The organism is Corynebacterium sp. LK14 (assembly GCF_008042215.1).
Taxonomy (GTDB): domain Bacteria; phylum Actinomycetota; class Actinomycetes; order Mycobacteriales; family Mycobacteriaceae; genus Corynebacterium; species Corynebacterium striatum.
The window spans coordinates 226,596-247,798 of the sequence record NZ_NOVQ01000006.1 but is presented as its reverse complement, the minus strand read 5'-3'; the positions used below and the strand labels follow the sequence as shown (position 1 = coordinate 247,798).

At 62.1% G+C, this 21,203-nt stretch carries 19 protein-coding genes; 8 read left to right on the top strand and 11 right to left on the bottom strand.

The genetic code is table 11. The features are described from left to right. Positions 1-15: 15 nt before the first annotated feature. Genes ispF through CHU71_RS02430 form a run of 3 tightly spaced genes read right to left on the bottom strand, consistent with a single transcriptional unit; the run spans position 16 to position 1,767 of the window. A complete protein-coding gene (ispF, locus tag CHU71_RS02440) occupies positions 16-498 on the bottom strand; it encodes a 2-C-methyl-D-erythritol 2,4-cyclodiphosphate synthase (RefSeq protein ID WP_147760066.1) in 483 nt (160 codons plus the stop codon). Further along, the gene (ispD, locus tag CHU71_RS02435) at positions 495-1,211 is read right to left on the bottom strand and encodes a 2-C-methyl-D-erythritol 4-phosphate cytidylyltransferase (RefSeq protein WP_147760065.1); all 717 of its coding nucleotides are present in this window, start codon (positions 1,209-1,211) and stop codon (positions 495-497) included. The genes ispF and ispD overlap by 4 nt, the downstream gene beginning before the upstream one ends. Next, a complete protein-coding gene (locus CHU71_RS02430; RefSeq protein ID WP_005529888.1) occupies positions 1,180-1,767 on the bottom strand; it encodes a CarD family transcriptional regulator in 588 nt (195 codons plus the stop codon). The genes ispD and CHU71_RS02430 overlap by 32 nt, the downstream gene beginning before the upstream one ends. A gap of 218 nt (positions 1,768-1,985) precedes the next feature. Here CHU71_RS02430 and CHU71_RS02425 point away from each other — a divergent pair, with 218 nt between their 5' ends. After that, complete coding sequence (locus CHU71_RS02425) at positions 1,986-2,579, top strand: hypothetical protein (protein WP_005529886.1); 594 nt, start codon at positions 1,986-1,988, stop codon at positions 2,577-2,579. Positions 2,580-2,675: 96 nt separating this feature from the next. Next, positions 2,676-4,052: a DNA repair protein RadA gene (radA, locus tag CHU71_RS02420; protein WP_147760064.1), complete on the top strand. Its 1,377-nt coding sequence runs from the start codon at positions 2,676-2,678 to the stop codon at positions 4,050-4,052. Here the strand turns inward: radA and CHU71_RS12750 are convergent. Further along, positions 4,049-4,753 carry a hypothetical protein gene (locus CHU71_RS12750; protein WP_236593672.1) on the bottom strand — a complete coding sequence of 235 codons (705 nt, stop codon included), beginning with the start codon at positions 4,751-4,753 and terminating at the stop codon, positions 4,049-4,051. The two genes, radA and CHU71_RS12750, sit on opposite strands and share 4 nt — an antisense overlap. A 104-nt stretch (positions 4,754-4,857) precedes the next feature. Beyond that, positions 4,858-5,484 carry a carbonic anhydrase gene (locus CHU71_RS02405; protein ID WP_005529881.1) on the bottom strand — a complete coding sequence of 209 codons (627 nt, stop codon included), beginning with the start codon at positions 5,482-5,484 and terminating at the stop codon, positions 4,858-4,860. 47 nt (positions 5,485-5,531) lie between these two features. On the opposite strand from CHU71_RS02405, the gene CHU71_RS02400 reads away from it, so the two are divergent. Then, positions 5,532-6,395 (top strand): A/G-specific adenine glycosylase, encoded by an 864-nt coding sequence (locus CHU71_RS02400; RefSeq protein ID WP_187271995.1) that lies wholly within the window; start codon positions 5,532-5,534, stop codon positions 6,393-6,395. A 6-nt stretch (positions 6,396-6,401) separates the two neighbouring features. On the opposite strand, the gene CHU71_RS02395 is transcribed toward CHU71_RS02400, so the two are convergent. Together CHU71_RS02395 and CHU71_RS02390 are read right to left on the bottom strand one after the other, a co-directional pair. Beyond that, complete coding sequence (locus CHU71_RS02395; RefSeq protein ID WP_049159911.1) at positions 6,402-7,670, bottom strand: threonine/serine exporter ThrE family protein; 1,269 nt, start codon at positions 7,668-7,670, stop codon at positions 6,402-6,404. Between the two features lie 47 nt (positions 7,671-7,717). Then, positions 7,718-7,888: a DUF4236 domain-containing protein gene (locus CHU71_RS02390; RefSeq protein WP_005529875.1), complete on the bottom strand. Its 171-nt coding sequence runs from the start codon at positions 7,886-7,888 to the stop codon at positions 7,718-7,720. 52 nt (positions 7,889-7,940) lie between these two features. Here CHU71_RS02390 and CHU71_RS02385 point away from each other — a divergent pair, with 52 nt between their 5' ends. Beyond that, a complete protein-coding gene (locus CHU71_RS02385) occupies positions 7,941-9,260 on the top strand; it encodes a lipase family protein (RefSeq protein WP_255456377.1) in 1,320 nt (439 codons plus the stop codon). A 204-nt stretch (positions 9,261-9,464) separates the two neighbouring features. On the opposite strand, the gene CHU71_RS02380 is transcribed toward CHU71_RS02385, so the two are convergent. Beyond that, positions 9,465-12,179: an ATP-dependent Clp protease ATP-binding subunit gene (locus CHU71_RS02380; protein ID WP_070420506.1), complete on the bottom strand. Its 2,715-nt coding sequence runs from the start codon at positions 12,177-12,179 to the stop codon at positions 9,465-9,467. A gap of 248 nt (positions 12,180-12,427) precedes the next feature. Here CHU71_RS02380 and CHU71_RS02375 point away from each other — a divergent pair, with 248 nt between their 5' ends. Together CHU71_RS02375 and CHU71_RS02370 are read left to right on the top strand one after the other, a co-directional pair. Beyond that, on the top strand, positions 12,428-13,804 hold the full coding sequence (locus CHU71_RS02375) for a serine/threonine protein kinase (protein WP_147760061.1): 1,377 nt from the start codon (positions 12,428-12,430) through the stop codon (positions 13,802-13,804). 13 nt (positions 13,805-13,817) lie between these two features. Then, a complete protein-coding gene (locus tag CHU71_RS02370; protein ID WP_147760060.1) occupies positions 13,818-14,444 on the top strand; it encodes a hypothetical protein in 627 nt (208 codons plus the stop codon). Here the strand turns inward: CHU71_RS02370 and CHU71_RS02365 are convergent. Then, complete coding sequence (locus tag CHU71_RS02365; RefSeq protein WP_147760059.1) at positions 14,441-15,874, bottom strand: MDR family MFS transporter; 1,434 nt, start codon at positions 15,872-15,874, stop codon at positions 14,441-14,443. The genes CHU71_RS02370 and CHU71_RS02365 overlap by 4 nt on opposite strands. Positions 15,875-15,928: 54 nt before the next feature. Between CHU71_RS02365 and CHU71_RS12970 the strand changes: the two genes are divergently transcribed. Then, positions 15,929-16,051, top strand: a complete 123-nt coding sequence (locus CHU71_RS12970) for a hypothetical protein (RefSeq protein WP_255456376.1) — start codon at positions 15,929-15,931, stop codon at positions 16,049-16,051. A 6-nt stretch (positions 16,052-16,057) separates the two neighbouring features. On the opposite strand, the gene lysS is transcribed toward CHU71_RS12970, so the two are convergent. Next, a complete protein-coding gene (gene lysS / locus CHU71_RS02360; RefSeq protein WP_147760058.1) occupies positions 16,058-17,635 on the bottom strand; it encodes a lysine--tRNA ligase in 1,578 nt (525 codons plus the stop codon). A 196-nt stretch (positions 17,636-17,831) separates the two neighbouring features. Between lysS and CHU71_RS02355 the strand changes: the two genes are divergently transcribed. After that, entirely contained in the window at positions 17,832-19,928 is a 2,097-nt protein-coding gene (locus tag CHU71_RS02355) for a PhoX family phosphatase (protein ID WP_147760057.1), read from the top strand. Positions 19,929-20,272: 344 nt separating this feature from the next. Here the strand turns inward: CHU71_RS02355 and CHU71_RS02350 are convergent, their stop codons facing one another. Further along, positions 20,273-21,193, bottom strand: a complete 921-nt coding sequence (locus CHU71_RS02350; RefSeq protein WP_147760056.1) for a 2-dehydropantoate 2-reductase — start codon at positions 21,191-21,193, stop codon at positions 20,273-20,275. Between the last annotated feature and the right edge of the window lie 10 nt (positions 21,194-21,203).

The window sequence follows — 21,203 nt, the reverse complement described above, 5'->3', positions numbered from 1 at the left end:
GGGGCGACCCGCGAATTACTGTTTCCAGACCACCGCAGTGGCCACGGCTGCGCGGCCCTCGGAGCGGCCAGTGAATCCCAGGTGGTCGGTGGTGGTAGCGGACACGGAAACGGGAGCGCCTAAAATCTCACTGAGCACGCGCTCGGCCTCTTCGCGGCGCGGGCCCATCTTCGGCGACTGCCCCACCAGTTGAGCGGCGGCGTTGCCGATGACAAAGCCATGGGATTCGAGCAGCTCACGGCACTCGCGCAGCAGGCGCTCGCCGGAGACATTGTCGTATTCTTTGCGACCCACGCCCACAAACGAGCCGAGGTCGCCGAGGTTGGAGGCGGAAAGGAGGGCGTCGACAAGCGCGTGGCTCACCACATCGCCGTCGGAGTGGCCCTCGCAGCCGTCCACGCCCTCGAAGAGCAAGCCCGCGATCCAGCAGGGCTTGCCGGGCTCAATCTGGTGCGCGTCCGTGGCGATGCCAACGCGCGGGATGATCGGCTGGGTCATGAGTTCTCCTTGAGAATCGCGGTAGCCAGGGTGAGGTCCATGGGCGTGGTGATTTTCAGCGCTAACTGGTCGCCCGGCACGGTGGCCACGGGCACGCCGAACCATTCCATGAGGCTGGCGTCATCGGTGGCGATGAACTCCTGCTGCCCGGAGAAGTACTTTTCGTTGGCGCCGCGCAGCGTGGCCAAGTCGAAGCCTTGCGGGGTCTGCACGGCGCGCAGTGAGGAACGATCCGGAGTGGAGACAACGCGCTCGGCGTCGACGATCTTGATGGTGTCGGAAACCGGCAGAACCGGGATGACGGCGGGAGCGCCGTCAAGGACGGTCTGGGCCACGCGCGCGATCATGGCTGGCGGGGTCAGGGCGCGGGCGGCGTCGTGAATGAGCACCACGGCGTCCTCTTCGTCAATGGCTTGCAGGCCGGCCCACACGGAGTCGGCGCGCTCGCCGCCGCCGTGGACGAGGGTGATGGGCAAGGGGGCGTCGGCAAGCAATGCTCGCGCGGTGTCTTCCATCACCGGAGAGACGGTGACCACCGCGTGTTTAACCACGCCGCTGCGCGCCATGGTCGCTACGGAGCGTTCCAGGAGCGTGCGTCCTTGGAGCTCAACGTAGGCCTTGGGCACTTCTGCGCCGAGGCGCGTGCCCATCCCTGCTGCCGCGATGAGCGCGACAACGGGCTTATTCGTCTTCGTCGTCGAAGGAGAGGTCATCGAGATCGATGTCGTTGTCGATGTCGGTGGTGATGGACTTGTCTTCCACGATGCCCGCGGCGCGGTGGCGCTCGATGGTGGCGTCGATTTCTTCCAGCATGGTGTCGGCCTTCTTCTCGTCGACCGGGGAGGCCAACGCTAGCTCGCCCACGAGGATCTGACGGGCCTTGGCCAGCATGCGCTTCTCACCTGCGGACAGACCGCGGTCCTGGTCGCGGCGCCACAGGTCGCGGACGACCTCGGCAACCTTGTTGATGTCGCCGGAAGCCAGGCGCTCCTGGTTAGCCTTGTAGCGGCGGGACCAGTTGCCGGCCTCTTCAACGTCGATTTCACGCAGGACGGAGAATACCTTCTCGAGGCCTTCCTTACCCACGACGTCGCGAACACCGACGAGCTCCACGTTCTTGGAAGGCACGCGAACCACAAGGTCAGACTGATTGATCTGGAGCACCAAGTACTCCAGGGTCTCGCCACCCATCTCGCGATGCTCAATATCAGCAATCCTGGCAGCACCGTGGTGCGGGTAGACGACGACCTCTCCGACCTTAAATTCCATTGCCACTCCTTATTAAATGTTCGCGCCGCTAACGGCACACATACAGGGCAACAAGTTTAGCACGCGCCGCACAGCTGCTTGCCGACGCCCACGTCTACCCCCGTATTACCCCGCTTACTACCCAATTGGTTTTCACGAAACTGTGTACTCGGCACGGAAAGGTACTAGGCTAAAGCGTTGATAAGCTTTGTGATCGCAATCTATGGAGGACCCTCAAAGTGCAGCCACTGAAGACCGCCGCTCGTCGCGGTGCCATCATTTCCGTAACCGCCCTGTCTGCGCTGGCATTGGCTTCCTGCTCTGCAGGCCACGTTACCCAGACTTCCGACAAGGTTGCGGCTGTTGACGGTTCCTCCGCTGCCACCGAGGACGGCGCAGTCGCAGTTCGCGACGTCACCATTCAGGTCGAACCGGACTCCGGCGAGACCTCCCTGAAGTTCGTAGCAGTTAACCAGGGCTACGAGGTTTCTGATATCACCCTCGAGTCCGTTTCCGTCGATGGCCAGGACGTTGACCTCGGCTCCGTTAAGCCAATGGCTCGCGACCAGTCCATCATCGCTGACTCCGCGGCTAACCTCAAGGAGCTCAAGAAGGACGAGAAGAACAAGAACGTCCAGTACGTTGAGACCACCCTGCAGAACGAGGACTACGGCTACGCCGGTTCCCGCCCGGTTACCTTCACCTTCAACAATGGCACCATCGAGGTAAACGCTGCTGTTTCCGCTTCCCCGCTGAAGTCCGGTGAGTACAATCGCGACTCCAAGTCCACCGAGGGCTACACCACCGAGAAGCCTGAAGCTGGCCACCACTAAGGTTTAAGCTTTCGAAGCCCCGCACTTTCGAGTGCGGGGCTTTGCGTTTGGGGCGGATAGGTACCCGTGTCCGGTGGGTGTCCTAGAGTTACTGGCATGGCAAAGAAGTCCCGTCCCGTCCACACCTGTTCTGAGTGTGGCTACGTCTCCCCCAAGTGGCTTGGCCGCTGCCCAGATTGCGGCTCGTGGGGCACGCTCCAGGAGTCGGCGCCCGCGGCGTTGGCAGGCTCGGCGGCTGCGGCGGCCGTGACAGGGCAGATGGTCAAGGGGCTTACTCCCAGCAGCCCGGCGCAGCCCATCACCAAGATTGGGGCAAGCGCTACCAAGACCATTACCACCGGCATCAGGGAGTTAGACCGCGTGCTGGGAAAGGGCATTGTGCCGGGTTCGGTGGTGCTCATGGCGGGCGAGCCAGGCGTGGGTAAGTCCACGCTCTTGTTGGAGGTGGCCTCGCGTTGGGCGCAGCTAGACCGCAAGGCTCTTTACGTTACGGCGGAGGAATCCGCGGGCCAGGTGCGGGCGCGTGCCGAGCGCACCGGCGCCCTGCATGACACGCTGTATCTCGCCGCAGAGTCGAACCTGGATGTAGTCTTCGGACACGTTGAGCAGCTCAAGCCCAGCCTCATCATCGTAGACTCGGTGCAGACCATGCACGCCGCGGGCGTCGAGGGCGTGGCCGGCGGCGTGGCACAGTCCCGGGCCGTGACCGCGGCTTTGACCACCTTAGCCAAGTCCACCGGCATTCCGGTTCTCTTGGTGGGCCACGTGACCAAAGACGGCAACGTGGCGGGCCCGCGCGTGCTGGAGCACCTTGTCGACGTCGTGCTCAACTTCGAAGGCGACCGCCAATCCAGCCTGCGCATGCTGCGCGGCATCAAGAACCGCTTCGGCGCTACCGATGAGGTGGGCTGCTTCGAGCAGACCTCCGGCGGCATCCGCGAGGTCGCTGATCCTTCCGGGCTCTTCCTCTCGCACCGCGGCAGCACGCCCGATGGCTCAGCGGTGACCGTGGCCATGGATGGCGTTCGCCCCATCCTGGCGGAGGTCCAGGCGCTGACCGTGGATCCTGTGGCCAAGAACCCGCGCCGCGTGGTCACGGGCTTGGACTCCAACCGTGTGCCGATGGTGCTAGCAGTGCTGCAGGCACGCGCGGGCCAGCGCACCAATGACAAGGACGCTTACGTTGCCACGGTGGGCGGCGTGCGCATTCAGGAGACAGCCACGGACCTCGCGGTGGCGCTGGCAACGTGGTCCTCGCTACACGAAAAGCCGCTGCCGGCTAAGACCGTGGTCATCGGCGAGGTGGGCCTGGCCGGCGAGCTGCGCCGAGTGCCAAACCTGGACCGTCGCCTCGCCGAAGCCGCGCGCTTGGGCTATAAAAACGCAATCGTCCCGGCTGGCAAAGTAGATGCCACCGGGATTCGGGTGCGTCAGGCCGCTACGCTCAGCGAGGTCATAGCGCTGCTGGGCTAAGCGCCGTTCGCATCCACGAGGTTGAACGTCTGAGCCGGTGCTGCGTTATCGCCAATGACCACGTGCATGAAGTATCCGCCCACCGGCGATTCCTGACGGTCCACGCACTGGCCCGGCTGGGACATCTTGCGCGACCACACGGCTTCGAACTTGCGTGGCTCGCCCGGCTTGAAGGTCTGCGTCTTCTCCTCGACCGGCGGGTAGCAGTCGGTGTCGGTCCACATCTTCTGGTTGGTCTTCAAGTCATAGACCTCGAAGCGCATGGTGTCGGCTTCCAAATCAATGACACAGTCGACGGCCGTGGGGTTGTTGACCTCCATGTAGAAAGTCGGCTGCTCGCCCGGGCCATAGGTTGGCTTGCTGACAGAGCCCGTCAGTTGCAGGTCTGCAAGAGCGCACGTGTTCTTCTTCGGCTCCTCGCTCGGGTTGGTGGCCGATGCCGTGGCGCTGTCTGAGGCCGGCTGCGTGCTCGACTCCTTGGAGCTGGTCTTTTCCGCCTTCGAGGTGGCCTTCGTTTCCGGCGCCGCTTCGGAGCCACGCGCACTTGTCGAAGCCGCCGGAACCGATTCATCCGAGCCACCAAACATCGAGGTCGCAGCCCACAAGAGCAGGCCCACGACAACCAGGAGTCCAATCAGCGCGGCCACTCGGCGGCGCATGTAGATCTCTTGGGGCAGCGGGTTGCGTCGGTTCTCAGTCACGTTCTTGATTTTAAGGGGCCACGCCCCTAACCTGCACTAACCCTCGCCGCGTGTCTGGCTAAATGGCGGGACTCAACTGGGGAGAGAGCGAGTGCAGCACTAAGCTACTGCACACCGTGCAGTACTACGGTCTCCACACTGGAATCCTCCAGCAGATAGCGCAAGCCCACGACGCCGAGGGTTCCGGCGTCGAGAAGCCGGCGGGCCGCAGGCACATCCGCGATGATCTGTGAAACCGTCTGTGCAGTGTTCTCCCGCTCGAAATCCGGAGTGGAGTCGCGGCCCTCACGGCGCGACTGCAGCGCAGACGCAGCTACCTTCTCAATGATTGGGCGCTGCAGGCCGGTCGGTAGATTCATGTCGCCGTTGAGGAACGCGGAAGCCGCAGCAACCGCGCCGCAGGACTGGTGGCCCATGACCACGAGCAAGTTGGCGTTCAGATTCTCCAGGGCGTAATCCAACGAAGCCAGTACCGCGTTATCGAGGATGTGACCGGCGGTGCGGATGACGAAGGCGTCGCCAAAGCCAATGTTGAATACGTGCTCAATAGGGGCGCGCGAGTCGGAGCACGAAAGCACGATGACGCGCGGATCCTGGCCCTTGGTGAGCCCGGCGCGAATGTGGGCATCATCGTTGACGGAGATGACGTTGCCGGTTACTAGGCGCTGGTTGCCCGCTTGCAGAGCTTCCCAAACCTTTTGTGGATCTTGTGGAACTTTAGAAAGTGGCATGTCACTAACTGTAGTCCCCTACCACCGCTGTCCTACACTGATTCCCGATGATTGATACCGCCGCCCTCCTCACATGGTTCGACTCCGCCGAACGCCCGCTGCCTTGGCGACGCCCCGGGACCTCCGCGTGGGGCGTTCTGCTCAGCGAGGTCATGAGCCAGCAAACGCCCGTCGCGCGTGTGGCTCCGGTATGGGAGGAATGGATGGAGCGCTGGCCCACCCCGGCGGACTTCGCCGCGGCCTCCCGAGCTGAGGTCCTGCGCGCTTGGGGCAAGCTCGGCTATCCCCGCCGCGCGCTGCGCTTGTGGGAGTGCGCGCAGGAGATTGGTGAGGCCCCGGTGCCAAGCGACGTCGCCAAGCTGCTGGCCCTGCCCGGCATCGGCGAGTACACCGCGCGGGCCGTGGCGTGCTTCCATTACGGGCGCAACGTGCCGGTGGTGGACACCAACGTGCGCCGCGTCTACGCCCGCGCCGTGGATGGGCAGTTCCTCCAGCCGCAACCGTCCAAGAAGGAGTTGGCGCAGGTGGAGGCACTCCTACCCGCGGTAAATGGCCCACGCTTTTCCGCCGCGTTGATGGAGCTCGGGGCTCTCGTGTGCACGGCGAAGTCGCCGAAGTGCGAGGAGTGCCCGCTGCGCACGGGCTGCGCGTGGCAACTCGCGGGCTGCCCGCCGCCCAGCGAGGAGGAGCTCACGCGCGCAAAGAAACGCATACAGAAGTTCAAGGGAACCGACCGCCAAGTGCGCGGGCTCATCCTCGACGTGCTGCGCGGGGCATCGGGGCCGGTGCCGCAAAGTTCCATCGACGTGGTGTGGCCCGATGCAGCGCAGCGTTCCAGGGCTTTGGCATCGCTGCTTGACGACGGCCTCGCGGAGCAAGATTCCCAGGGCCTGTTCCACTTGCCGGCTTAATACGCTCTAGTACCTAGAGTCGTGCGGCGGGCGGCTGAAGTCGATGAGTCTGCCAAGCGCCCAATCCCGGTCGGAGAGCAGGCGGGCAAAGACGAGGCCGCAACCGATGGACATGACGACCATCGTCGCGGTGGCGAGGTTCGAAAGCGACTGGTCCATGTTGCCCGCGTTAAGGTGGAATACCGCGCGGAACATCGCGGTGCCGGGAATCATGATGACTGCGGCGGGGACCGTGGTGGTAATGCGCGGCAGATGCATCTTGCGAGCCACCTGCGCGCCCAGCAGGCCGATGATGACGCCGCCCACGAATGCCGCGAAGTAGCTCGTGGTGCCCAGCGATAAAATGCCAAGGCGCGCCATGTTCGCCACCGTGCCCACGAGTGCCGCGGCCAGCACCATGCGGCGCGAGGAGTTAAACAGGAACGCAAAGCCGGCGATGCCTAAGAAGCTGGCGACTACCGCGGCGGCGTACCAGGTGGCGTCGGGAGCTGGGGCAGGCGGGATTGGGGTCAGTTCGGTGAACCAGCTGACCATGGCCACTGTGAACGTGGCCGCGATGATGACGGTGAGCGAGTAACTCAGGCGCGCCATGCCGGCGTCGAAGTCGAAACGGGCCAAATCGATGATGGCGGAGAACAACGGGAAACCTGGTATGAGGAATAGCACCGCCGCCACGTAGCCCGAAGAGAATTCGGCGGGATCCGCCCAGCCGATAAGCGCGAGGGCCTCCGTGGTGAGGAAGTAGACCATGCTCGAGACCGCACCGCCGGCAACGATGCAACCCAGCTGGTGCACATGCCTGTGATGCAAGGCCCAGCGGGTGAACTGCCCGCAGAACGCGGCCAAGGCAACCAGCAGCACCACATAAGACTGGAAGTAGTTAAGAACCGCGAAGGAAGCGCAGGCCACGCCCGCAGCGCTAGCCAGGACCCAGCCGTTCCAGCGCTTGACGACGTGCGATTCGATGTCGTCGAGAAAAGCATCGAGTTCCTCAGCGGTAATGCCGGCATACAGCCGATGGTGGGTGAGGTCCTCGAGGGCCTCGATGCGGGAGGCGTCGACAGCCGGCGAATGCTGCTGCGCCACCACCGTGCGAAATGCGCGGCCCTTGTGGAAGGTGCAGGTAATCTGCGTAACGCCCACGTTGGCATCGAGCCGGTCGAAGCCCAGGGCACGGGCCGCGCGCTTCATGCCGCGCAGCACGCGGTAGCCGGACGTACCTGCGCCCATGAGCAACATGCCCAAGCGCAAAATGACGTCGGCTTCGATGCCCATCCGGACATAGTCAGGAGTTGGCTCTCGCATGGCTAAAGCGCTGGTCTTTAGCGCCAGCGACCCCGGAAGTTCAGGCCACCGGGCAGGTTGATCCACATGCCGCCGCGGGAATTGAAGGTCACGGGCCCAACTTTGGTGGACATGGATGCCCCAGAGCCGGAGATATTAATCCAGCTATTCTTGCCGGTTTTCTTGCGTGAACGGTATTGAATGCCCATGGTGACAAATTTTAGCGCACCCCCACTTGCGCTGGCCGCTAGAGTTTAGTGCGTGAAGTTCCCTCGTCTCATCGCGGCCGCGGTACTCACCGCCGCCCTTAGCGTCCCCGTTCCTGCAGCACTCGGCGTCGAACCAGCGCAGGACACCTCCGACGTCACTGACGTAGCCGCAGACACCGGTGCGGTTTCAGCGCCGGCGAATCCTGGCGTGAATGCGCCCGGCGCGGGCACCGTCATGGACTCTCGCCCTGCGAGCCATCCGGTAGCGCAGATGTCGTCTGCCACGGGTGCGCGCGCCACCACCTTCACATACGGCTCGACCCGCTCCGATGGCATGGCCACCCCGGTGACGGGAACCGTGTTTGAGCCGCAGCGCCCGTGGACTGGCAAGGGCGAGCGCCCCACCATCGTGTTCGCGCCGGGCACGCGCGGCCAGGGTGACCAGTGCGCGCCGTCGCGCTCCGGCAGCCAGGTGGGCAACCTGGCTTTAGGCCCAGCCGGCCAGCCCACGTTGAACATGAACTATGAGTACCCTTTCTTCCAGCAGGCCGCTGAGCACGGGATCCGGGTGGTGGTCACGGACTACATCGGGCTGGGCACGCCTGGACACCACTCTTATGTCAACAACATTGAGCAAGCGCACGCGGTTCTCGACGCCGCCCGCGCCGGCCTTGCGCTCTCCGGCGCGCCTTTGACCTCCCCGGTGGGCTTTGCAGGCTACTCGCAGGGCGGCGGCGCTGCTGCGGCCGCGGCGGAGTATGCGGCGCTCTATGCGCCCGAGCTCAACATCAAGGGAACCTACGCTGGTGCCCCGCCGGCTGACCTGCTCGCGGTGATGAACGCGGTGGACGGTTCGAGTATCGTCCACGTCTTGGGATACGCCATCAACGGCTTCGCGGAGCGCAGCCCGGAGTTTTATAACGCGATCATTCCGCAGTTCAACGAGCGCGGCATCCACTTCCTGCGTTCGGCCGCGGACGCCTGCATCGGTGATTCCATGGCCACTTGGGGCTTTACGCGCACCTCCCAGCTAACCAAGACTGGTGAGTCCTTCGCCCACCTCGTTTCCCGCGAGCCGGCCGCCGCACGCTTGCTGGAGGAGCAAAAGCTGGGCAAGCACCCGGTGACTGGCCCGATTCTGGTGGCCAACTCCCCTACCGATGACCTCATCCCTTACGAGCAGGCACGCACCATGGCTGGCCAGTACTGCCGCATGGGCAGCGCCGTCCAGTTTGAGGCGGCCCCGGCCGTCACCTTCATCAACGGTACGGGCCTGGGCCACGCTGGCCCGATGATGACTTCCGTACCGCGCGGCTTGGACTACTTGATGGCGCGTTTCAACGACGTCCCTGCTCCCACCAACTGCCTCTAGGTTCTGCTTTTTGTATCGCGTTCTTTCCCTTGCCCCTTGGGAAGTGGTGGCTTGGTCGGCGCCAGATGAGCCCAACTGCCAAATTGTGGGCGGAAATGTCTGATTTTTCGGCACAATTTGGCAATTAGGGCGGCTGCGCAGTTGGCTGCCCCGGGAAAACGACAAAGGTGCCGCCCAAAAGGGCGGCACCACGTCTAGTTCAGCCTAGATAGGCTGGCCAGCACCGGCAGCTGGCGGGTTATCATCGTCGGTTGGGTCTGGCAAGACATCGCTGGTGATGGAATCAGGACTGTCGTTCTGCTCTGCCACGAGCTCCTCGTCAGCCTCGCGTACCTCGGCATCCTCGAGTTCCTCCTCGAACGTGCCCTCCGGCAACGGACGCGGGCGTGGGCTGAAGGTAAAGGTCGCAGAAGCGTTGTCCTTGGACTCGCCGTCCCAGTTCTCCACGTCAACGGTGATGATTTCACCAGCACCGATTTCACCGAAGAGGATCTTCTCGGAGAGCTGATCCTCAATCTCGCGCTGAATGGTACGGCGCAGCGGACGAGCACCCAAGACTGGATCGAATCCGCGCTTTGCCAGTAGATCCTTAGCTTTCTGGGTCAGCTCGATGCCCATGTCGCGCTCTGCCAGCTGCTTTTCCACACGGCCAATGAGCAGCTCGACCATCTCAACGATCTGCTCCTGAGTGAGCTGGTGGAAGACCACAATCTCGTCGATACGGTTGAGGAACTCTGGGCGGAAATGCTTCTTCAGCTCGTCGTTGACCTTATTCTTCATGCGCTCGTACTGAGCATCGCTATCCGTTTCGGAGGAACCGCTAAAGCCCAAGCCCACAGCCTTAGAGATATCTTGCGTACCCAGGTTTGAGGTGAAAATCAGGACCGTGTTCTTAAAGTCCACGATGCGACCCTGGCCGTCGGTAAGGCGGCCGTCCTCGAGAACCTGCAGCAAGGTGTTGTAAATCTCCTTGTGGGCCTTCTCAATCTCGTCGAAGAGAACCACGGAGAATGGCTTGCGGCGAACCTTCTCCGTCAGCTGGCCACCCTCTTCGTAGCCAACGTATCCCGGAGGGGCACCGAAGAGACGGGATGCGGTGAAGCGGTCGTGGAACTCGCCCATGTCGATCTGGATGAGGTCATCATCAGAGCCGAACAGGAAGTTAGCCAGGGACTTCGAAAGTTCCGTCTTACCAACACCGGACGGACCGGCGAAGATGAAGGAACCGGAAGGACGACGCGGGTCCTTGAGACCTGCGCGGGTACGGCGGATAGCGCGGGACACTGCCTTGACTGCCTCGTCCTGACCAATGATGCGCTTGTGCAGCTCATCTTCCATGTGCAGCAAGCGGGAAGATTCCTTCTCCGTCAGCTTGAGCACAGGGATGCCGGTCCAGTGTGCCAGGACCTCAGCGATTTGTTCCTCACCGACCTCAGCGATTTCCTCGAGGTCGCCGGAGCGCCACTGCTTTTCCTTCTCAGCGCGCTCTTCACCGAGTTTGCGCTCCTTGTCGCGCAAGCCGGCTGCCTTCTCGAAGTCCTGGGCGTCGATAGCCGCTTCCTTCTCGCGGCGGACCTCAGCGATGCGGTCATCGACCTCACGCAGGCCTTCCGGAGCAGTCATGCGCTTAATGCGCATGCGGGCACCAGCCTCATCGAGGAGGTCAACGGCCTTATCCGGCAGGAAGCGGTCATTGATGTAGCGGTCAGACAGGGAGGCCGCAGCCTTCAGAGCCTCGTCAGTGTAAGAAACGCGGTGGTGTGCCTCGTACTTATCGCGCAGGCCCTTGAGGATGAGGATGGTGTCATCCAGGGAAGGCTCGTCGACCTTGACCGGCTGGAAACGACGCTCCAGTGCGGCATCCTTCTCAATATGCTTGCGGTACTCGTCCAAAGTGGTAGCACCGATGGTCTGGAGCTCACCGCGGGCCAACTTCGGCTTCAGCAGCGAAGCGGCGTCGATTGCGCCCTCTGCTGCACCTGCGCCAACCAGGGTGTGAATCTCATCGATAAACAGGATGATGTCACCGCGCTGATTAATCTCCTTGAGGACCTTCTTCAGGCGTTCCTCGAAATCACCACGGTAGCGGGAACCCGCAACCAAAGAACCAAGGTCAAGCGAGTACAGCTGCTTGTCCTTGAGGGTCTCAGGGACTTTACCGTTAACGATGTCGAGAGCCAGGCCCTCCACAACTGCGGTCTTACCAACACCAGGCTCACCAATGAGAACCGGGTTGTTCTTGGTACGGCGGGAGAGCACCTGCATGATGCGCTCAATCTCGGAATCGCGGCCCACAACTGGGTCGAGCTTGCCATCCTTGGCGGCCTGGGTCAGGTTGCGACCAAACTGGTCAAGAACCAAGGAATTGGAGCGCTCGCCCGCGCCGGACGGTGCGGTGCGGCCACCCAGGCCTGCGCCCGCGCCGGCACCAGCACCGACTGGCCCGCCCTGGGACTGGCCGTCGTTTTCACCATTGCCGCCCTCGTAACCAGACAACAGCTGGATAACCTGCTGACGAACGCGCGGCAGGTCAGCGCCAAGCTTGATAAGTACCTGCGCTGCCACGCCCTCGCCCTCGCGGATGAGGCCCAGCAGCAGGAACTCAGTACCGATGTACTTGTGGCCCATCTGCAGGCCCTCACGTAGGGAAAGCTCCAGCACCTTCTTCGCGCGCGGTGTAAACGGAATGTGACCGGTGTGTGGCTGGGAGCCGTGACCGATAATTTCCTCTACTTCGCGGCGGACGTCCTCAAGCGAGATGCCCATGGACTCCAGTGCCTTGGCGGCAACGCCTTCACCCTCGTGGATGAGGCCGAGCAAAATGTGCTCGGTGCCGATGTAGTTGTGGTTGAGCATGCGTGCTTCCTCCTGCGCCAGGACGATGACGCGGCGGGCACGGTCGGTAAACCTCTCGAACATTGCCTTATACCTCTATGCTTTCGCTAATAATGTGTCACCCACTCTAACGCGCCGACTGGACATGCAATTCACGGTTTTTAGAACCAACTCTCCAGAAGGCACCTTTTCCCAGCTCAGGGCACTGTACGCCGGTAGCGAACAGGCCTTTCAGAAGGTTTCTTTACACCTCGCTACTGGAGTTTGACTCGGTTGCCGTTACTCTTAAATGCGAAAAGGCCCAAAACCATTATTTAAAAGGATGAATCCCTGTGAAAAAGCTCCCTGAGTTCTTCTCTACTCAGCATCAACTCCGTCAGCTTTCCGTAATGGACGAATCCTCGGTCTCCACGCTTTTCGGTGTCGTGGACTCCTCTAATAAGCCAATGACGGTCGAGCTTTTTGAGGCCAACCACCGCGGTGCGGTTAAGCAAGCCTCCGCGCTTGCCGACGTCCACCATCGCTCCATCGCCCCGCTCGTCGGCACCGGAACCACAGAAAAGGGCCAGGACTTTCTGGTGCGCGCCGCACTTTCCGGCGAGCCACTTTCTACCTTCACCGGCTCTGGCCTAGGCGCGCAGCACCTCACCAAGACCGAGGCGCTTTCAGTTTTTACGCCTTTGTCCGAGGCAGTGGATTACCTGTTGCAGAACAACCAGACGGGCTTTGCCATGCATGCGCTGCATCCACGCCGCATCATGGTTACGGGTTCGCGCAGCAATGCGGTGCTGTGTGCGGCAGGCCCGGGCGTGGGCAACGTCACCGCTGAGCAGGTCACGCAGCGCTTTGCGGAGCTCATTAAGTCTGCACATCCGGAGTTCAAGCCAAATTCCCAGTTCAACTCAGCTGGCACGGTTATCGACGCCCTGCGTAACGCCTCTACTTCCACCGGCACCGCTGCAGCGGGAGCAGCTGGTGCCGCAGCCGCAGGTTTTGCTTCCCAGTTCGCCAGCCCGCAAGCTGCGGCACCCCGCGAGCAAACCCACCCGCAGACGCAGCCTCAGCCAGCGCAGCAGGCCCCGCAGCAGCAGATGCCACCGCAGTACATGCCGCAGCAGCAGCCGATGATGCAGCAAGGCCAGTACCAGCAGGGGTTCCAGCAAGGCCAGCCGCAGGGGCAGATGCAGGGCCAACCAAACGGTGCGGGATTTGCTGCACCGGTTGCAGAAAAGAAGTCCGGCTCTGGCAAGAAGACCGGCCTCATCGCGCTATGCGCCGCACTGGCAGTGGTCGTTCTCGCCGCCGCCGGCATCTTCTTCTTCAACCAGTACCCGGGCTGGAACGATGATGAAAGCAACCTCGCAGAGGCCTACCCTGGACTGCTGGGCTCGCGCAGCGGCACCTCCGGCTACGGCGATACCAAGTGCCACCACCGCGAGCCGGAGGAAGGCCAGCTGGCGAAGATCACCTGTGAGGGCGACGACTTAAGCTATGCCGTCGCCTCCTACGAATCCGTGGAAGCCCGCGACGCCATCCTGCCTCCTGATCCAACCGAGCTTTCCAATGGCCAGTGCACCATCCAGAGCTTCGAAGCCCCGAACGCCGAGGAGCCGACCTATTACATGGCAGTACCTGGCACCCAGTCCGCCTTCATTATCTGGGGCACAGAGGCGGAAAACGCGCGCCTAAAGATGCAATTGTGCGCCTAAAGGAGCAGCGGCCATGGATAATTCGCAGGAAAACAAGAGCATCTACATCGCGATTGCCGTCGCAGTCCTAGCACTAATTGCACTGGTTGGCGGCAGTGTTCTGGCCATGCGAATGCTGGGCGGTGCCAAAGAAAATGCGCAGTCCCAGCTAGCCCCACTTGCCGAAGCCCCTGCAACTGGGAGCACCGCGCAAGAGGATGAGAATCCAGAAAACAGCCAACGCACTGAGTGCGAGAAATCTAAAGAAGCTGCAACCATGACCAAGACCGTGGAGCAGACGGTCACGCAGGAATACACGGCGCCTGCAACTAAAGATTCCAGCTCGGACTTACCCGCTGGATTTAATCCTTCCGCAGTTGCTTGCGACGGCCGCGGCGTGCTGATCGTCGATTCCGTCGTGGCCAACAGCCCCGCAGAGGCCCTTCCGCAAATCCAACGATCTGTTGCTAACAACCCCGGCGCGGAGTACTACAACCCGGGAATCTGCCCGTCACTACGCGGCGAGGTAGCAGAGGGCAAGGTCTACCCGGTGGTCATTGACTATGGCTTCGACACCGATGCGCCGTGCTACGCTGCTTCCCACCTGGGTGGCAACCCGCGTATCCTCTCCACCCGCGCGGAGTTCCTCTCCCCCTGTTAGTCCTGCGGGACCGGACGCAGCAGCGGCGCCAGCACGAGCACCACAATCGACGCCGCGCCGGCGAACAGGAAAGCCCAGTGGGCGCCCTGCGCGATCGCGGCGGCCTCGTCCATTCCCGACTGCATGCCGGCCACGGTGCCACGAGTCAGGAATACAACCAAGAAAGCTGTTCCCGTCGCGCCCGCGAGCTGCTGCAGGGTGTTCATGATCGCCGAGCCATGCGAGTAAAGCTCATGCGGCAGTGAAGACAAAGCCGTGGTCATCAGCGGCGTCATCATCAAACCCATGCCCAAGGCAAAGGTGACGTGCATGGCAACAACCATCCACACCCGGGAATCGGCGTCGAGAGTCGCCATCAAGCCCAGGCCCGCAACCAGCAGGATAGCGCCCGGAATCATCAGCGGCCGCGGACCACGCGCGTCAAAAATACGGCCCACGAACGGAGAGATGATGCCCTGCAACAAACCGCCGGGCATCACCACAAGGCCCGTCACTAGGGCGGAAACACCCACGGAGGTCTGGAGGTAAATAGGCAGCACCGTCACTGAGCCCAGCATCAGACCGAATGAGATGAGCATGATGGCCACCGCGATGGTGTAGTTGCGCACGCGGAACGGGCGCAGATCCAACAGCGCACGATTATCCTTTGCCAGGCTCATCTGACGGCGGGTGAAGATGATGAGCGCTACGACGCCGACCACCGAAACGATGATCTCCACCATGCCCTTTCCTTCGAGCATCTTCTCGATGGAGGAAAGGCCATACACCAAACCTCCGAAAGCTAGGACCGAAAGCACTACAGAAAATGGATCCAACGGGGTGTTGCGGTTCTCGCCCACGTTAACCAGCTTGATCGCACCGGCAAGCAGAATGAAAGCCACCAAGGGAACCATTGCCCAGAAGATGAAGTGCCAGCTCAAGGCATTGAGGATTGCGCCACCAACCGTCGGACCTAGGGCTGGTGCAACCGAAATGACAATAGAGATAATTCCCATTACTGAGCCACGTCGCTGTGGTGGCACTAGCGTCATCGCTACTGTCATCAGCGTCGGAATCATCAATGCTGTTCCGGCAGCCTGCACCACGCGGCCAGCAAGCAAGACGATGAAGACTGGCGCCAGCGCTGCAATGACTGTACCGGCAAGAAACATCCCGGTAGAGGCGAGGAAAATCTGGCGAGTTGTGAAACGCTCGAGCAAGAAACCCGTCGTCGGGATAGTCACGCCCATGGTGAGCATGAAACCGGTAGTCAACCACTGCGCAGAGGTGGCAGGAATACTGAAGTCCGCCATGATCGCGGGCAAGGCGACAGACAAGGAAGTCTCATTGAGAATCATGATCATGGCCCCGAGGACCAAAATCGAGAGGTTGATAACTACGTCGCGGGACAGACGATTCGAACTAGCTGCATTATTAGATTCTTGAGACACGAAGTGTCACGTTAGGTGACACGCCCGCCACTTCGTAAGTTCAAGATCGGGTTTGTGAGCAAAGACACTTCCAACTCCGGTGACCTCACCGGCTTTTACCCCGACGGAAAACACTCGAATTTTGTGATTTTCTATCGGGGCGAGCTGGAATCCGCAGCCGAGATTCCAACCTGCTAAGGCCGTCTACTTTTCCGGTTTCACGATTGGGAAGAGGACCGTCTCGCGAATACCCAGGCCGGTCAGGGCCATGAGCAGGCGGTCCATGCCCATGCCGGTACCGGCTGTCGGAGGCATGCCCTGCTCCATGGCGGCCAGGAAGTCCTCGTCGAGGACCATGGCTTCATCGTCGCCGCCGGCGGCCAGACGAGCCTGATCCTCGAAGCGCTCGCGCTGGATGACCGGGTCAACCAGCTCGGAGTAGCCGGTGGCCAGCTCGAAGCCACGGACGTAGAGGTCCCACTTCTCGGTAACGCCCGGGATGGAGCGGTGCTGGCGGGTCAGCGGGGAGGTCTCGACCGGGAAATTCTTGACGAAGATTGGGCCTTCGAGCTGATCCTCGCAGAGCACCTCCCAGATCTCCTCAACGAGCTTGCCGTGGCCCCAGCCGCCGTTCTTCGGGACGTCGAGGCCGATGACGTCGGCGATGCCCTTGAGAGTCTCAACGTCGGTGTCGATAGTGACCTCAGGCTGGCCTGGGAACTTGCGCTGCAGGGCCTCGTTGAGGGACGGGTACATTTCGATCTCCGGCCACTCTTCGCCGCCGAAGTCGTACTCGGTACCGTCGGCCAAGGTGACCTTGTGGGAACCGAAGACCGCCTGAGCAACCGCCTGGATGGACTCGCGGGTGGTGCGGGCGCAGTCGTTGTAGTCGCCCCATGCGGCGTAGGTCTCGAGCATGGCGAACTCTGGGGAGTGCGAGCGGTCGACACCCTCGTTGCGGAAGTTACGGTTAATCTCGAAGACGCGGTCAATGCCGCCGACGACGGCGCGCTTCAAGTACAACTCCGGCGCGATACGCAGGTAGAGGTCAATGTCGAGCGCGTTGGAGTGGGTGACGAACGGGCGAGCAGCCGCGCCACCGTGCAGGGTCTGCAGCATCGGGGTCTCGATCTCCACGAAACCCTGGTCCTCCAGGTAGTTGCGCAGGGCGCGCATGACCTTCACGCGGGTCATCGCGTTCTTGCGGGCCTCTTCGCGCACGATGAGGTCGTTGTAGCGCTGGCGCACGCGGGTCTCTTCATTCATGTCCGCGAAGGCAACCGGCAACGGGCGCAGCGACTTTGCGGCCATGGTCCACTTGGTAGCCATGATGGACAGCTCGCCGCGGCGAGAAGCGATGACGCGGCCGCGCACGGAGATAAAGTCACCCAGGTCCACGTCGGACTTCCAGGCAGCGAGCTGCTCCTCGCCGACCTCAGCCAAGGAAAGCATTGCCTGCACCTGGGTGCCGTCGCCGTCCTGCAGGGTGGCAAAGCACAGCTTGCCGGTGTTGCGCATGAAGATGAGGCGGCCGGCGATGGCGTGCTCAGTATCAGTCTCCTCGCCCGCGGTGAGGTAGGTAACGCCTTCCTCGGTTCCAGGCTCCTCGCCTTCAGCAACGACCTGGAACTCGCGGCGCAGGTCGCGCATGGAGATCGTACGGTCGACGGTTACTGGATAGGCCTCAACGCCGGAGTCCAGCAGGCGCTCGCGCTTTTCGCGGCGGATGCGCAGCTGCTCGGGTACGTCGTTTACTTCGGGGGAATTCTTCTGCTCACTCACGCTGACAAGAATAGCCCATAGCAAGGTGAGGTCCTATGTTGAGGAGATGGCTTTCAGTGGGGCGTCGTCAAGCGCGCGGCGCACACCCCTTAACGAATAGTTCATTCAAATGACATTCTGATTACATAGCCTTGTCATATTCATGGACTTACATAGCTCCTTGGCAAAATCCCCCCATGACCTAGGAGCACTCAGCATGGCACTACTCGGTAAGAATCTACTTCCTTCCCTTTTTGCTTCCTCCCGTTCAAGCCTTACCTGCACCTATAAGTGCGGCAACGCCTGCTTGGGTGAATGCGAAAACACCTCTGATAACGAATACTTCGGCGACCAAATCTCCCGCCGCACCGCCCTGCGCGCCGGCGGCCTGACCGTGGTCGCCGTCGGCGGCTCCGCGGCGCTTGCAGCGTGCTCGCCTTCCTCCACCGATTCTGCTGCTGGCTCCTCCACCGCTGCGGGCGGCGGCAAGACTTCCGACGCCAAGGTGGAGTTGACCTCCGCACAGGGCATGCTTTTCGACGCCGTCCAGCCCAACACCAAGGACGAGGTCGTCATCCCTGCCGGCTACGAGCAGTCCGTGCTCATCGCATGGGGCGACCCAGTCATCGAGGGTGCTCCAAAGTTCGACGTCAACAAGCAGACCGCAGCCGATGCCGAGAAGCAGTTCGGCTTCAACAACGACTTCGCGGGCCTCATCGAGCACCCTTCCGACGACTCCCGCATGGTCTACATGTGCTCCCACGAGTACACCACCGAGCCGATGATGTTCCCGAACTACGACGCGGACAACCCTACCGAGGAGCAGGTCAAGATCGGCTGGGCTGGCCACGGCCACACCATTCTGGAGGTCTCCAAGGTCGAGGGCACCGGCGAGCTCAAACGCGAGTTCGGCCCACTCAACCGCCGCATCACCGCCACGACCCCGTTTAAGCTCGTCGGCCCGGCGAAGGGCAGCAGCCTGGTCAAGACCAAGGCCGATCCCAAGGGCGAGACCGTCCTGGGCACCCTGAACAACTGCTCCGGTGGCGTGACCCCGTGGAACACCATGCTCTCCGGCGAGGAGAACTTTGACCAGTACTTCGCTGCTGGCGACATCAAAGATGAGAAAGCCAAGAAGTCCCTCGAGCGCTTCGGCATCAAAGACAAAGAGACCGACCGCAAGTGGGAGCGCTTCGACGACCGCTTCGACTGCTCCAAGGAGCCGAACGAGCCGAACCGCTTCGGCTGGGTCGTTGAGATCAACCCGCTGGACCCGAAATCCACGCCGATCAAGCACACCGCCCTCGGCCGCTTCAAGCACGAGGCCGGCAACATTCACATCGCTGAGGACGGCACCGTCGTGTGCTACTCCGGCGACGACTCCCGCTTCGAGTACATCTACAAGTTCATCTCCACCAAGAAGTTTGAGGAGGGCAACCTCGAGCACAACCTTTCCATACTGGACCACGGCACCCTGTACGTGGCGGTCCTCGAGGGCAACTCGCCTGCCGAGGAAATCGACGGCTCCGGCGTCCTGCCGGAGGACGGCAAGTTCGACGGTAAGGGCAAGTGGGTCAAGCTGCTGACTTCCGACACCGAGAACAACAAGTTTACCTCCCACGTTGACGGCTTCAGCGCCGAAGAGGTCGCCGTATTTACCCGCGAGGCTGCCGACAAGGTGGGCGCCACCAAGATGGACCGCCCCGAGGATGTCCAGGTCCACCCGGATAGCCACAAGGTCTACGTTGCCCTGACTAACAACTCCTACCGCGGGGCCACCGGCGAGAACGCCAAGAAGAACAAGGAAGATGCCAAGGAATGGGCTCCCGTGAAGGAGAACAAGAACGGCATGGTCATGGAAATCGAGGACGACCACGCGGGCGAGGAATTCACCTGGAACCTCTTCCTGGTCTGCGGCGATCCGAAGGTGGCTAACACCTACTTCGGCGGCTTCGACAAGTCCAAGGTTTCCCCAATCTCCTGCCCGGATAACCTGGCCTTCGACAACCACGGCAACCTGTGGATTTCCACCGACGGCAACGCGCTGGACTCCAACGACGGCCTCTACGCCGTGACCACCGAGGGCGAGACCCGCGGCGAACTCAAGTGCTTCCTCACCGTGCCGGCTGGCGCGGAGACCTGCGGCCCCATCGTGGACGACGACCGAGTGATGGTCAACGTCCAGCACCCAGGCGAAGCTGACGACGCCACCTTCGAGGCCGCCACCTCGCACTGGCCTGACGGTGGCAAGTCCACCCCACGCCCGGCAGTGGTTGTGGTGTGGAAGAAGGACGGCAAAATCGGCGTTAACTAGGAGCTGCTAGCCCGGCTTCGCACCGCGTCCTCACCACTTGCGCAGCGTCCTCACCATTTGGACACCGCGAACCTAAATGGTGAGGACACAATGGTGAGGTCACCCAACAATAATCACACTGGCCAACACAGGTCTCAGTGGTTACGGGGTGACCTCACCATTTGCATTTGTGGCGCGCACTACCTCGCCGCTACTCCACCACTTTCCATTTACCCAGGCCTGGTTACCAAGACCTCAAGGTCGCGGCCCGACCGCGAATAGTAACAGCGCACCGCGAACAGGAGGTCTGGGTTTCCAGGGGTGCAATTCCAGGCCTGGGTATTTGCTTACTGAGGGCGGGCGCGCTAGTTGCGAAGCTGTGCTTCGAGCACGCCTTGCGCGAAATCAAATAGCGGGGTTTCCACACCCGCTCGGTCGCCCATGCGGCGAATGGCGCCCACCTGCGCGTCGAGTTCGTTAGGCAGGCGATCCTTGATGTCGCGCTGCATGGAAGAGGTGGCCTCCGGGGATTGCTGGCGGGCAAAGCCCATGGTTTCTTCGACCACCTTCTCTGGCAGCTCCACGCCCATGGCGCGGCCCACGGTCTCCACCTCGCGCATAAACGCCTCCAGCTGCTCGGGAATCTCTTTGCAGAGATAGCCGATCGGCTTATCCACCAGCGCGCCCAGCGTTCCTGTGGTGGTCACAAACATTGCCTTGGCCCACACATCCACCAACGGCGTGGGGTGGAACTTGCCGCGGGCGCCGGCGTCGTTGAGGGCGCTGGCAAGCGCTTGGCCCTGCGGCAGCGTACCCGGCACCATCGGCCCAAACGCCAGCGACAGCGGACCGGGATTGCGCTTGACCTTCGCCGCACCCAAGCGGGTGGCGTACACGCGGGCGACGCCGGCCAGAACATTCTCCTCGCCGAACAGATCCGCGGCAAGGTAGGGAATCTCCACGGAGTTGTGGGTCGTCACCACGGGAATCCCCGCCAATGACTCCGGGTCCGGGCCGAAAGTCGCGTTACCCGGTAGCGCCTTCGAGGCGATAATCGCCACGTCGAGCCCGCCAAGCAGATCCTTGAGTTCCGCGAAGGTCTCCGCCACCAGCAGGCCGGGGAGGATAGTTTCTTTGTCGTCGGCGTCGATAAGCGTCAGACCCGTGGTGCGCAGCGTCTGCAGCGTCTCGCCCCGGGCCACAAAGCCCACCTCATGGCCTGCCTGCGCGAGGATGCCGCCAAAATATCCACCGATGGCTCCCGCGCCAAGGAATCCAATCTTCATGGATTCCAGA

What these genes read in the sequence shown, in the direction of transcription:
- ispF (WP_147760066.1), bottom strand. Translation starts at nt 498, where the DNA reads ATGACCCAGCCGATCATCCCGCGCGTTGGCATCGCCACGGACGCGCAC.
- ispD (WP_147760065.1), bottom strand. Translation starts at nt 1,211, where the DNA reads ATGACCTCTCCTTCGACGACGAAGACGAATAAGCCCGTTGTCGCGCTC.
- CHU71_RS02430 (WP_005529888.1), bottom strand. Translation starts at nt 1,767, where the DNA reads ATGGAATTTAAGGTCGGAGAGGTCGTCGTCTACCCGCACCACGGTGCT.
- radA (WP_147760064.1), top strand. Translation starts at nt 2,676, where the DNA reads ATGGCAAAGAAGTCCCGTCCCGTCCACACCTGTTCTGAGTGTGGCTAC.
- CHU71_RS02405 (WP_005529881.1), bottom strand. Translation starts at nt 5,484, where the DNA reads ATGCCACTTTCTAAAGTTCCACAAGATCCACAAAAGGTTTGGGAAGCT.
- CHU71_RS02400 (WP_187271995.1), top strand. Translation starts at nt 5,532, where the DNA reads ATGATTGATACCGCCGCCCTCCTCACATGGTTCGACTCCGCCGAACGC.
- CHU71_RS02395 (WP_049159911.1), bottom strand. Translation starts at nt 7,670, where the DNA reads ATGGGCATCGAAGCCGACGTCATTTTGCGCTTGGGCATGTTGCTCATG.
- CHU71_RS02390 (WP_005529875.1), bottom strand. Translation starts at nt 7,888, where the DNA reads ATGGGCATTCAATACCGTTCACGCAAGAAAACCGGCAAGAATAGCTGG.
- CHU71_RS02380 (WP_070420506.1), bottom strand. Translation starts at nt 12,179, where the DNA reads ATGTTCGAGAGGTTTACCGACCGTGCCCGCCGCGTCATCGTCCTGGCG.
- CHU71_RS02370 (WP_147760060.1), top strand. Translation starts at nt 13,818, where the DNA reads ATGGATAATTCGCAGGAAAACAAGAGCATCTACATCGCGATTGCCGTC.
- CHU71_RS02355 (WP_147760057.1), top strand. Translation starts at nt 17,832, where the DNA reads ATGGCACTACTCGGTAAGAATCTACTTCCTTCCCTTTTTGCTTCCTCC.
- CHU71_RS02350 (WP_147760056.1), bottom strand. Translation starts at nt 21,193, where the DNA reads ATGAAGATTGGATTCCTTGGCGCGGGAGCCATCGGTGGATATTTTGGC.